We start from the raw sequence: 12,939 nt of genomic DNA on the forward strand, positions 1-12,939 counted from the left end.
CACGAAAGCCCCCATGCATCTCCCTCGCTACGTAGTTGCCGACCCGCACGCCCTGCAACACCGCGACGGGGCACCGGAACTGCTCGGGGCTCTCAACTCCCCATGCCGGAGAACCGGCCTCACCCCAGCCTGTTCCCGTGCAGCGCCGCAGCTGCTGATCCGATCTTAACGCCCAAACTGCTCGCAATGCCTGGAGACCATCGCTTGATACTCCGCCATGGGCGCCAGGCCCATTCGAGCGCGACGCTCGTCAAGCGTCCCAGGGGCTTCAACCGCGCGCGGTTCCCAACGCCCCGGGTCTGCACAACGCCCCTGCGTTCCATAGCGCTGGAGAATTGTGCATGCTATTGAATCTCAGACCCAATTTGACGCGGCATTCTGCCTCGAGGTCATTAAGGGGGTCGCTGCTTCTGTCAGGGAACACTGGAAGGATGGATTCGCACCGAATGGTGGGCAAGCAGGAATCAGACCAATCCGTACATGCCGGGACTGGAACTACGGCGATCCGTACGAGACAAATGCCAGCCTTAAGATCACTCCAGCAATAGACCCTCAAACTGACTGATACTTTCTACTTACTGGCACGGCGAAAATCAAGAACATCCACATACGCACAATCTTCATCCACATCATATGAGATGCGGCACAGAGTCCTCGAACCAGTAATTTGTCGAAAAACATTTCCCCCAACCGTCACAAGCGTCCCACGCAGGGGGTTGTCCGATAGCGTGCGAGCATCCTCGACGAAATCATCGATGTAAGCGTCAGCTGCGGACCAATCAAATTTTTGGGAATGCTCAAACTCCCATGCATCCAGCTGCCCCTGGGCACTCGCAGTAATCCTGACCTGATAAATTTTCACACCCACTCCATAGGCGAAATCATGAATCATTCAGTTAAAGCCAGAAGGATTTAGGCCACCTAATAGAGGGGCTTCGGGGGGGCACCAATCTGCCTTCCCAGCTCTCGCTTCTTCTTCCTCGCAGCCCGGAGCTCTTCATACTCTTCCAATAGGATCACAGGCTCCGTTCCATCACGTAGTCGTTCCCGCACTTCAGCAACCCGCGCCAGCCAATCCTGATCACTTTCTTTCATATCACGCCCTCCAAAAATGAGTTCCTTGTTCAAGCACGCATTGCGACTCTAGGCTATCAGACCACAAACACGGGTCAACTTGCCCATTAGTTCTATCTGGCCGCTATCGGAACCGATAAGAGATCATGCGGGCGATGGAACTGGCAGCATTGTCAGGTATGCCACTCGCGCATCGTGGAGCCAACATCCAATGGTGCCGCCCAGGATCGTGTATGCATCACAGATAGACGTAACTGAACGCTCTGACCCGCCCCGTGGCTACCAAGGGCTCCATGGCTTCCGCAACAGAGCGCTGGAACGCCGGGTCCTTGTCGGCATGCTGGGCAAGCAACCAAGCCGCGTCCGCCCCGTCCTGGCCCACCTGCGCCACGGTCGGCCAGCCATGGGCCGCAACGATCGCCTTCAGCCGAGCGGTGTGCACCGCATCGACGGCACTGAGCACCCTCTCCTCGCCCTCGGTGGTCAGCGGGAGGTCCCGCACCGCCTGATCGGCATTCTTCATCCGCAGGAGCTCACCGCGCAGCTCGGGGTCAGTGGGCGTCCCACCGCTGACTCCCAGCGGCGCGAAGAGGATCGCGATCACTAACAATGGACCGAGTCGTTGCGCCACAGCTCCACCTCCCAAGTGATCTCTCAGCCATCAACTGGCCGCACCGTTTAGCAGCCGTACAGAACTAAACTAGCATCTCAGAGGGAGTTGTTAGCTTGTAGAAATTAAACAGTACCGTAATGACTGCGATTCGACATAATTTTTATCCAGTCAAGTCTTTGATTTTAATACATTAAATTCATCCAGTTCCTGCGTAATTTTCTTTTCCTGAAGAAGCAGTAATGGGCGCTCACAATAGATGCCTACGGTCGGTACGCGAACGACCCATTTCCATTGACGATTGCTGAAGCTGGTTTATCTGTACCTCCATCGAAACGATGGAAGCCCGCAATGCCGTTGACTCCCCCACCAAGCCCCCTCCAAATCTACCTGGACGACCCCAACGGCTCGCTGGAGATGTCCGACATCCGCATCGGCAGGTTTCGGATCGGAAAGCTGGTCGTCACCAGCCGAGAGGCCGCGATCCAGGCCCAAGAGATTCTCAATGCCGCCTATGAGCGCACCCGCCGCGCACGCTCAACGAAGAACGGCACCCGGTATCCCGAGCCGCTGCCGGCGGGCACACCCGGGCGCTCGCTCTCCGTAGAAATTGACGACTACATCCGCAATCGCGGCGACTACAGCTGCCTGGCCAGAGAGACCGTCGAGGCGACCTCTCGCACCCTACGGCTGCTTCTAATGACCTGCGGGGACATACCAGTCACCCGCATCGACCACGCTCACATCTACAAGCTGTGGGACCTCATTCGCTGGGCCCCAGACCGTCTGCTGTCCGACCCCGAGTACCGAAGGTTTACCTACGACCAGGCGGTCGCGCGTGGAAAGCAACTCAACGTTGCTCCGCCCGCCCCCGCCACGCTCGAGAAACACCGGCGCTTCCTATCGACCTTCTTCAAAAAGCTAGAGAAATCCAAGGCCATTGGTGCCTCGCCGATGGTCGCCTTCGACGAAATCAAGAAAGACTTGGTCGTGGATCCGAACAAGCCCGAGCGCCTTTTTGACGATGCAGAACTCAAGCGCATCTTCGACCTGGAGACATATGTCCCATGGGCTAGCAAGTACCCCCACCGCTGGTGGCTTCCAATCCTTGGCCTGTGCACAGGGGCGCGCATCAACGAAATCGCTCAGCTGAAACTAGCGGACGTAGTGCAAGAGGCTGGCGTCTGGTGCATACGGATCCAGAAGACCGTCGATCCCGACTTGGCGCACAAGACCCGCAACCGAAGCCGTCAGCGCCTGAAAGGAAAGTCTGCCATTCGAACCCTCCCCATCCCTCCCCAAGTGCTTGATGCGGGCTTTCTGGACTTCGTGGAGGATATCCGCGCGTGTGGCCATCCTCGATTGTTCCCCCACCTGACCGCCGGCGTGAACCGCAAAACGGGTGAGTCGAACCAGCGCCACAGCCAAGCGGCGCTCAACCAGTTCAGCACCTACCTGAAGAGCTTGGGTTTCGGGAAGGGGATTGGGCTGCACGCCTTTCGGCACACCATCGCCACGGAGCTCCATCACAAGGGAATTCCCGACGAGGACATTGCCTTGCTGACGGGCCACAGCATCAGCAAGAGAGTGCCGGTGCTGCATGAGGCCTACTTCCATAAGAAGCCGGAACTCGCCCGAAGGAAGCAAATCGACCTTCTGAGCCGCTACGCGCCGCCGGTGGAGCTGCCGCCCTACCAGAGGGGGCAGTTCGCGAAACAGCTGAGCGACCCGGGAAAGTTCTACCCGTAAGCTATTGCCAATGGCCAAGCCGCTGCGGAATGACGCGGTGCCGTTGCCATAGGCTGTCGTCATTCGCATCGAGGCGGATTTCGAACTACGCTATCCCTTCTGCACCTCGGATAGAACAGATGACAATCGATGTCAGCCACCTCTCGGCAAAAGAACTCAAGACGCTGATCGCTCAAGCAGAGAAACAGCAAACCAGAGTACTGACTCGCCCCAAGGCTGCCGCCATGCGAGCCAAGATCAACAAGTATGTTAAAGACCACGGTTACACGATTGAGGAGCTCTATGGGGCGCTTTCAAGTCCATCCACGGAAAAGGCCGGCAAGCGAGTAGTCCGGAATCCGAAGAAGACGGCCGGCAGCAAGGTCGCCCCTAAGTACCGCAATCCGGCCAACCCTGGTGAGACTTGGTCCGGCCGTGGGCGCCAACCGAAGTGGCTCGCTGCTTTGGTTCAGAACGGGAAGTCGCCGAGCGACTTCTTGATCAAATGAGTCCGCACGTCATGATTCCACGTGACTTCACGCTGTAACGCTTACCAACCACCATCTTGTGGCCCTCGCCAGAAATCGAAATTCCGTGGATTCGCGTCATTGCGAATCCACCTCTAGCACAGCAGCTTCAAAGTCTTCGCTGGACCTTCTTCACTCAGGCTAACCCACCGCCTGGCCGAGCGACATTGGCGCAACATGCTGAGCATCATGCATTGCTTAGGCCAACGACCGGCCCACTCGGTCAGAGGCGAACTCATATCTACAAGAGTCTCTACTAGCCATGCGACTGTTCGGCCGTCATTTGAAGCGGTATCCCACACCTCTAACCGCCACCAGCACTCCGGTGATGCCATGATGCTTGAGCTTCCTCCTGATATTGTGGACATGCGTGTCGACAACCCGACTGGACGAATCATCGGCAGCGACGCCTTGGAGCAGCTCTCCACGCGTGAATGCTCTGGAAGGGGACCGCAGTAGCGCATAAACGATGTTGAACTCGGTCAGGGTCAAGTCGACGACAGCCGGCGGTCCAGACGCCTCTGATTCAACCAGTGCCCTCATCGCCACTCCATCTGCAATCAGCCTTCCCTGCCGGAGGATGCTATCCATTCCCCATCCAAGCGAAACGCGACGCAACACCACATGAACACGAGCGACGAGTTCCCGCGGACTGTATGGCTTGACGATGTAATCATCTGCGCCGCAATGCAGCGCACCGAGCCTATCCCGCTCATCGTCGATCGCAGAAATCATGATCACAGGTGTGCTCGCCCTTCCGCGGATCATAGCGAGCACATCGGTACCAGCCATCCTGGAAGACATCGTCTCTAGAAGCACTATGTGAGGGTGCCAATGGGCGAACAACTCCAAGGCATGCTCTCCGTCATCAGCAACCGCTACGAGGAACCCCTCCTTTCGAAGTTGAGCCTCAAGTATGCCGGCGCTTTCAATGTCACCCTCAACCAACAGCACTCTTCTCACGCTGTAAGGAGACGACACCGAGTACACAGAGTTCGAAAGAGTCATTGATCAACTATTGATGTTTGTCCAGGAGCCGTCGAGGCGGCGAGCCCTTCTTATCACCACGCCGGGGCGTCGCCAACTGGCCGATGACGACGGTCAGCCTGCGCCGCATGTCCGCACATGCAGGGAGTGCTCCAGACGTCGCATGGAGAATTTTCCCCCACCTTTGCGGGTTGCTCGAAGCAGCGCCATCCACTTATGGATGAAGCCGCAAATTGCCCTGCCGTCAGACCGAAAAGAGCAGTACTTGCAGGCACCACCGCGCCCTCGTGAGGATCCGCGGACAGATGCCAGCGAGAGAAGGATTTGAGCCGGCTCATCGACATCAGACGAAGTAGTCATGGATCGCGACAGCGGCTTAGGATGGACCTCCAGGCCGAGCCGCTCTCGCGCCCCGCGGCCGCAGCGTAACGCCACACTTGATTCACCCTGCCTGCCAACTTGCCGGGGGCAGCGGATACCTAATACTCTGTCGAAAGCGTGAGCTTGGGTAGTGACTGACAGCCACTTCGACAGGGTTGCCGGCTGTGGAGTAGTAGAAGCGAACAACTTGAAGTGCGGGATCACCTGGCGCCACTTGAAGCAGATCGGCGGTCTCCTTGTCGAGAACCGTAGCCGTCATGTCCTGCCGAACTTCCGTCACGGCTATGCCGTACATCCGCTCCAGATTCTGATAGATCGGCCCACGTGCTATCCGCGAGGTGATCTGGGCCGCCGCATACTCCGGATGGAGGTAAACTCGCACAACGCCCGCCGGCAGTGAAGCAGCTGACCGCCTTCTTAGAAAACAAGCCTCAGACAACTGGATACCACGCCGGCACTCCAGAACGTCCGAGAGGCGCTCATTGACGGTGATCAAGCCCAAAGATACGTGGTGAAGCTCTGTCCTTCGGAGAAGCTCGCGAAGGCCATCTACAGAAATGATCGGGGGAAATGCCTCCACCTCCTGTGGCGCCGGAAGCACCATCGAGCCAACCCCTGGGCGAGACGCGATCAAGCCTTGGAACCTGAGCAATGCCAACGCCCGGCGCACGGTTTGGCGGCTCACGCCGTGAACTGACATGAGATTCTTCTCGGACGGCAAAGTACTCCCCACTGGATGAGCCCCGCGCTCAATGTCAATGGTGATTGACTGCGCGAGCGCATGATAGAGAGGCTTCGGTTGGCCTTTGTAGGGCTGGCGTCGATCGGACATTGTCACTTCGTTACTCTTTCCTTTCCATTGCGCGCTGGCCTTCTGAGGAGCGCCGCTCTGTGTTGTCCTGGGCCCAACTTTCACAGATGTCGCCCTTCAAACTTCTCACCTGCGGGCAATGCGCCGGCCTTGCATGGCTTTCCTAAGAGCCAGCCTTGACCAACGGCGTCGGGAACGAGCCGGCACATTGCAATCGCCTGCTGCTCGGTTTCAACGCCTTCGGCTACAAGCGGCAGCTTCAGCGCCTTAGCCATTGCGCAGATGGCTTCAACGGCATGGCTCGCCGGAGAATGAGTGCCTGCAGCTCTGGTGAGCCGGCGGTCCATCTTCAGCCCTGCGAGAGGAAGGTCAGCCAGATAGGCGAAGTTCGAGTAGCCAGTTCCAAAATCGTCCAGGTACACCCTGAAGCCCGCCTGCTCCAGCTCGCGCAGCGCCTCTATCAGCAGCTGCTGAGAGGCAGTGGATCGCTCTGTCAGCTCTAGGACTATGGCGGATGCCGAAACTCCATAAATCTTTGTCTGCGCAAGCAGAAACTGTCTTAGTCCGATGCTCAGAATGTCCTGGGCAGACAGGTTGATGCTTGCGTAGAAGCCGTCCCCACATCGTAGGCGCCATCCAATCTCATCTAGGCTTTTCGCGACCACCACCTTCGCCAGCTCAGTGCCGAGTTTCAGGTGTTCCGCCATGGGTACGAAGGTGTCGGGCGAAACATCGGATCCAGTCAGTGTCCGCCAACGAGCCAAGACCTCGACACCGATCATCTGACGGTCAGACAAGCGTCGCAGTGGTTGGTAGACCAAGTCGATGTCTCCGTGCCTAATTGCGCGAGTCAGCATTAGGTCCAGAGCTTCCCGCCGCCCTTGGAAGACCTTCAGTAGAGCCCCTGACCCTGCTCCTCCAGCCAGAGCCAGCGCAAGGATGGACGTAACTGTCCAAGAAGGTTCGTTCCATAGGCTGCCGGATGCGGTTTGGGCAACGACGCAGATATCGAACTCACTGCTGCAGGCGCGTGTAGCGACGTGCCCGGCAGATGGAGTCAACGCCCCGTTCGTACCCAGCGACATTTCCTGCACTGCGCCAAAGGATTGAAACCGGTGTCTGCCGTCTCGCGTGACCACCAACGCTCCGCCCCCATCCATGGGCACTGCCATTCGCTCAAACGCTGTTGGAGCCGTGGTCACAATGGCGTTTCCGTACGACGCGAGGTCCACCTTGATGCGCCCATCGCCAGGGGCGGCCACGCTCCGCCAGAGCGAATAGCCTCGAACGAGGCGATTCGGAGCGACAAGCTTTACAGGCGTAGGAAGGCGCCCCCATATTGCTGTACATATCAATTGCCCGTTGCTCAATCTCCCAACATCCTTGATGTAGCGGGAGTGAAACGCTATGAGACGCAGCTCGGCCAAGTCCTCATCTCCACAGGGCGCGGCATCTATCAACAGCGCCTTGTTCAACCCATCAACGCCGGCACGGGCAACATCTTGAGCGTGTTCCAAGAGAACGACCGTATAGTCGGCAAGTTCAACTTTAGCCCGCTGCGTGACTGCCAACTGGGCCGCCGCCAGAGTGCTCGCGACCACGGCTATCCCCAGAAGAAAAGGCGCTGAACGGAGAAGTGCCCATCGCAAAGATCGCCGCTTAGCGGATGACTTGCGCATTCCTGACTCCGGGGTTAGGACCCGCCGGACAGATTGCTATCCGGCGGGATCGGACTCAACTGGCGTGAACCAAACGGAGGCGGAACTCAGTATTTACCTTAAAGAATGCGACTGCCTGAGCAAGCCCATCGGCCTGGTCTTCGACGGCACCGGCTGCTGCTGAGGCCTCTTCCACCAATGCAGCATTCTGCTGTGTCACCTCGTCCATCTGCATCACCGCCTGGTTAACCTGTTCAATGCCCGCAGTCTGTTCTTGGGAGGCTGCGGATATCTCCGTGATCATGTCGCGTACGCGCTGGACGCTCTCAACGACCTGATGGATGGTGGCCCCCGTCTGCCGGACCTCGTTCGAGCTGTCGACCACATCCTGGACCGAGCGATCAATGAGTTGCTTGATCTCCTTCGCTGCCTCAGCGCTGCGCTGGGCCAGCGTCCGGACCTCGCTTGCAACTACTGCAAACCCCCGACCTTGGTCACCAGCCCTAGCAGCCTCCACGGCCGCGTTCAGCGCTAGTATGTTCGTTTGGAAGGCAATCCCATCGATCACGGCGGTGATGTCTGCGATACGCTGAGACGACCCCTCAACCTTTTCCATCCTTTCCATTGCCCGATCTACAGCGCGGCCACCCTGAAGGGCAAGTTCACCAGCATCCGAAGCGAGTTTGCTAGCCTGCATGGCATGATCCGCGTTCTGGCGCACCGTGGAAGTCAACTCCTCCATCGACGCAGCCGTCTCCTCCAGGTTCGCCGCCTGCTGCTCCGTGCGACGTGACAGGTCCGAGCTTCCCTTGCTCACTTCCGCGGCGGACACCCGAATGACTCCGGCTCCGTCCTGGATGCCTCGTACGATGCTGCCAAGCTGCTCCGAGGAGGAGTTCGCGGCATCACGCATTTTGGCGAAAACGCCACTGAACTGGCCGGCTACACGGTAGGTCAGATCGCCTTGAGCCACCGCCCCCAGCAGACTCGCGATACTCGAAAGGCTTCGGTCGCTGACGTCGAACATCTGGTTAAGGTTATCAATCATCTCTCGGAAGCTGTGACTAAAGCCATCTGAAGTTCCGCGTTGTGAAAAGTCCCCCAATGCCGCGGCTTGAACAAGACGACGAATCTCCTCGTTGATCGCCAACAAATTGCTTCGTGTGGTCTCCATAGCTTCTGTGATAGCGGTCTGATCTCCGGGCAGAGCCTCCATCCGTACGCTCATGTCCCCTATCGCGTAATGCTGAGCGATGTCGACGATCTGTTCGATCAGCATGTTGGAGCGCTCAACCATGGCGTTGGTGTCAATTGCGAGCTGGCCAAAGGCACCCGGATGACGGGAGCTATCAATACGATGGGACGTCCGCCCTTCGGCCTGAGCAGAGGCCATTTCCTCCTGATCAGCGATGAGAGCCTTGATGCGATCCTGCATCGCGCTCATGCTTCTCAACAGTGCTGCTGTCTCGTCTCGTCCCTCCACCTTGATTAAGTTCTCGATGCCCCCCAATGCAATGGCATTGGCAGTTCTTGTGGCTTGCTCCAAAGGAACGGTCAAACTGCGCGTGATCGCAATTGCCAACGCGATGCTGAGCACGATCGCGAGAAGCCCGGCTGTGATAAGCATCGTGCGACCGCTGGCGCTCGCGGCTTGTGCCTCACGATAGCTTGCGTCCGCCAAGCGCTCCTGAAGCTCCGCGTTGGCAAAGATGGCAGCTTGCCACTCATTGAGGAGCACATCTCCTTCTGCGAGAAGCTTAGTAGCCTGAACTACGTCACCCTGCGAGGCCGCCTCGACAACTGAGTCATTGACCCGACGCGCTGCGAGTCGCTTTTCGGTGATGACGGCACGAATCCTCTTCCCTTCCTCGTCGGCAGGGGTTGCGTAGAGGGCATCACGAGCCTCGTCGTACACCTTCCGCTGCTCGGCGATCTTTCGCATCAAGGATGCCTGGACATCCTTGTCCTGCAGCATGATCAGTTCACGCAACGAGATACTGATCTGCATGTTCGCGCTTGCCATGGATTTGGAGAGTCGAATGCGCTCCATGCTCTCTTTGACTATCGAGTCCATGCTTCGCTCAGCACGGGACAGCGTCCAAAGACCGGACGCAACGATGGACATCGCAACCGCGATCAAGATAGCGAAGGCGGCACTCAAGCGGGTACCGACCCTGAACCGCATCAAGAAATTCTTCACATTCACACCTTTCATGGGGGAGGAGTTGGCTCCTGGCCGACAACGTCAGCGGGCCAGTGATCGGCCCCATCCGGCACAACCTTAGCCCTCCCACAGCGGAGTAGCACCCCACCTGGACTTTTCGCAATGACCACCATATAAGCGACATTGCGCGACGTTCACCACCTTTCTTGACAGGCGCTGCGTATCCAAAGAGTCGGTCCTGCCCGTTTACAGCTGCGCGCCATCGAAATCAGCAGGAACATGTATCTTTCGTTTGTCCATGACTTGTCCATAGTTGCCAGCGAAGGCAAGGACATGCCCCCCTCGAGGCAGGCGGCGCCTCCTGTCAGGGGAGAGGTCCACATTGCCCCTGACCATCTCCCATTGAATGGATATTCCCGGACGGAGGCAGGGATACACACGCATAACCAACTCGGCTTCAATGGTTGGCTTCGTCCTGCAGAGATCGGACGTCGGATGCACGGGATTACACAACGCATGCTGACCCGTAGGTTTCGCCATTTGGAGCGCGATGGGCTGGTAAGTGCGTCACTACTTAGATGAGCTGGCACCCCGAGTCGAATATGCACTTGCTGACCCGAGAGACGAAATCTTGGCTCAATTATTTCCTCTTTGGACTTGGATTGGAGAGAATCCTCAACAGCCTTCGATTCGTACGAGAGCCGTTCGCCAGCAAGCTGTCACGCGAAGAGGTTTGAACAGAGCGATCTCTCTGGGCTCAACTATTGACTGAGCGTGCTTGCTGGAGAGTTCATGGATGCCTGGCTCGACCAGAGCGCCTTTGAGTGCCGCTGGGGCAGTCTAGCCCCCTTGGGCTGATCGCTCAGATGGACAAGGTCGTAGGCTTCCTTGCTGTCGAAGTAGTAGCAGAACGAGCCCTTCGGCACTCCCAGCTACTTGACGGCCTCCTCGATGCCCGTGGCGGAGAATCTAGCTCCGTCTACAACTGGAGCTCGGTACGCACAAGCTCTCTCCTGGTGTCATCAAAGCCGCGGTCCGCCCCGGAGGGCGGCCGCGTTGGCGTGATACCTCGGTGTTGGAGGCAACATGAAGTGAACTTCAGGCCGACCGCCTATCAAAATCAACCGCCAAGCGGCATCGCTCGCTCATCGCAGGTGGGCTATCCGGCGCTGAGCGGCTCCTGAATCAGCGCAAGTAGCGGACCTCAGGGACACACATGACTCCCACCTAATCTGTGGAACCACTTGGCATTACTAAACAGACGCTGCGATCAGCACCTCAAGTAACTCGCCGCAGATCTAGCAAGGACTACCTCTCTACCGCCAGTTGCCCAGCGAGGACGACGACTAGCCCAGGCAAGCTATTTAACACCTCCCAGCTCAGCGGCGATCAGCGCTGACACGTCCGTGACCGGAATGCCTTCGCGCTCATTAAATGTCCCGGCCTTCGACCAAGACATGCCGCGGCCGATGGCGAATGCAGCCCGGTATTTGCGCATCATGTTCTTGGGATCGTTCTTCAGCTCTTCCAAGAGGAAAGGCACCGTCCAGACGGAACGCTTGAAGGATCGACCAAGACCAGCCTCCAATTTATCCGCAACTTCACCATAGGTGACGGTGTCGCCAGCCAAGAAGACAATCTCATTACGAATCGTTGGATCAAAGAACACGATCTCCGCAGTTAGGCGGCCAATATCATCGGGTGTTGTTAGCGTAACAGCATTATCAAGACTACCCAGCGCGTGGACCTCACTGTTCTCGAGATCAACCACGCCAAACTCGGGCTCAAACAAGTAGCTCATGAACATACCTGTCGAGATGATGACCCAATCGGTCCTGTCTTGCGACCGCAGCAACTCGCGAACGTCCAGCTGCGCATCGAAGATATCCTGCGGACCACCACGACCGATCGCCTCGAAGTCCACCCCGAACTGCCATGGGAAGTAGCGCGGAATGCCAGACTGGAGCGCGGCCTTGGCAAGCTTCATAGGCGTGTTGATGCCCGCAGCGTAGCCAGCACAGCCGATCACAGTATCGTAGCGGGAGAAGAGAGAAGCCAACTCATCGATCGAGTCATCCACCAAATCCCCCAGCACAATTTCGATACCCGCATTACGAATATCTGAAATATCCTTCTGCTTGGACGGATCGCCCGATTTGACGGCACTTTCGCGAAGCAGGACACTTATTTTTGCTCCATCAACTTCCTTCGCACGACGCGCCAGACTGCGCAGCACCGGCATACCGAGCTCACCCGCTCCCAATACAAGAATATTTCTCGACTTAACGTCATAATTCACATTATTCATCACTGCACTCACTTCAGCTTGTCTTTCCGGTATACTGCCAGCCCGTGAACTGGCGCGAAAGATGGGCACACGCGTGATACTGCCGTCAGACAATCTCCGTAGAGAAGACATCCTTCAGTACTCCCAGACGGTCTGCGATGGACTTCGAGATGATGACGATGGGCTTCGTCGAGAGGTCCTTGCCCATGCAGGCAGCCGTTGGTCGCTAGGTGTCATTCATACACTAGGCGTTTATGGTCAGCTTCGACATGCAGAGATCGGCCGTCGGATGCACGGAATCACGCAACGCATGCTGACCCGTACGCTTCGCCATTTGGAGCGCGATGGGCTGGTAGTGCGTCGCGAGTTCGATGAAGTGGTGCCCCATGTCGAATATGCACTCTCCGACTCTGGATATGAGCTCCTGGTTCGAATGGTCCCTCTTTGGACTTGGATTGTAGAGAACGTCAGCAGCTTTCGATCCGCACGAGAAAGGTTCGATAGAAAGCTGCCACGCGACGAGGCCTGAACAGAACGACCTAACTAAGCTCAGTTATCGCTTCAGCACGATTGCTGTAGAGCTCTTGATTATCTGTCACGAGCGCGGCGCCTTCTTTTGTGCCGCTGCGGCATTCCTGCCCCGGGCTATTCGCTCAGCTGGGCTGGCATGGAGATTGTTGATTAATATCGACCAGGCTCCGCACTTGGGTGT

10 protein-coding genes are annotated in these 12,939 nt (G+C 57.5%); 3 read left to right on the plus strand and 7 right to left on the minus strand.

Translation table 11 applies throughout. The annotated features are described in order from the left end of the window. Positions 1-571: 571 nt before the first annotated feature. Together DFO63_RS21995 and DFO63_RS12495 are read right to left on the minus strand one after the other, a co-directional pair. On the minus strand, positions 572-892 hold the full coding sequence (locus DFO63_RS21995; protein WP_143568718.1) for a type II toxin-antitoxin system RelE/ParE family toxin: 321 nt from the start codon (positions 890-892) through the stop codon (positions 572-574). A gap of 420 nt (positions 893-1,312) precedes the next feature. Continuing rightward, positions 1,313-1,678: a DUF6624 domain-containing protein gene (locus DFO63_RS12495; protein WP_019659227.1), complete on the minus strand. Its 366-nt coding sequence runs from the start codon at positions 1,676-1,678 to the stop codon at positions 1,313-1,315. Positions 1,679-2,035: 357 nt separating this feature from the next. On the opposite strand from DFO63_RS12495, the gene DFO63_RS12500 reads away from it, so the two are divergent. Together DFO63_RS12500 and DFO63_RS12505 are read left to right on the plus strand one after the other, a co-directional pair. After that, on the plus strand, positions 2,036-3,433 hold the full coding sequence (locus DFO63_RS12500; protein ID WP_119007118.1) for a site-specific integrase: 1,398 nt from the start codon (positions 2,036-2,038) through the stop codon (positions 3,431-3,433). Positions 3,434-3,552: 119 nt separating this feature from the next. Then, a complete protein-coding gene (locus DFO63_RS12505) occupies positions 3,553-3,921 on the plus strand; it encodes an H-NS histone family protein (RefSeq protein ID WP_019659229.1) in 369 nt (122 codons plus the stop codon). A gap of 297 nt (positions 3,922-4,218) precedes the next feature. On the opposite strand, the gene DFO63_RS12510 is transcribed toward DFO63_RS12505, so the two are convergent. From DFO63_RS12510 to DFO63_RS12535, 5 genes are all read right to left on the minus strand, one after another. Then, complete coding sequence (locus DFO63_RS12510; protein WP_119007119.1) at positions 4,219-4,947, minus strand: response regulator transcription factor; 729 nt, start codon at positions 4,945-4,947, stop codon at positions 4,219-4,221. 421 nt (positions 4,948-5,368) lie between these two features. Then, positions 5,369-6,139 (minus strand): GntR family transcriptional regulator, encoded by a 771-nt coding sequence (locus DFO63_RS12515; RefSeq protein ID WP_019659231.1) that lies wholly within the window; start codon positions 6,137-6,139, stop codon positions 5,369-5,371. Between the two features lie 80 nt (positions 6,140-6,219). After that, positions 6,220-7,797 (minus strand): EAL domain-containing protein, encoded by a 1,578-nt coding sequence (locus DFO63_RS12520; protein ID WP_182474423.1) that lies wholly within the window; start codon positions 7,795-7,797, stop codon positions 6,220-6,222. 55 nt (positions 7,798-7,852) lie between these two features. Then, entirely contained in the window at positions 7,853-9,991 is a 2,139-nt protein-coding gene (locus DFO63_RS22440) for a methyl-accepting chemotaxis protein (RefSeq protein WP_310648428.1), read from the minus strand. Between the two features lie 1,309 nt (positions 9,992-11,300). After that, on the minus strand, positions 11,301-12,248 hold the full coding sequence (locus DFO63_RS12535) for an aromatic alcohol reductase (RefSeq protein WP_026346940.1): 948 nt from the start codon (positions 12,246-12,248) through the stop codon (positions 11,301-11,303). Between the two features lie 61 nt (positions 12,249-12,309). Between DFO63_RS12535 and DFO63_RS12540 the strand changes: the two genes are divergently transcribed. Continuing rightward, complete coding sequence (locus tag DFO63_RS12540; RefSeq protein WP_080112492.1) at positions 12,310-12,756, plus strand: helix-turn-helix domain-containing protein; 447 nt, start codon at positions 12,310-12,312, stop codon at positions 12,754-12,756. Positions 12,757-12,939: the final 183 nt, after the last annotated feature.

Source organism: Stenotrophomonas sp. AG209 (assembly GCF_003550055.1).
In the GTDB taxonomy this organism is placed as follows: Bacteria; Pseudomonadota; Gammaproteobacteria; order Xanthomonadales; family Xanthomonadaceae; genus Stenotrophomonas.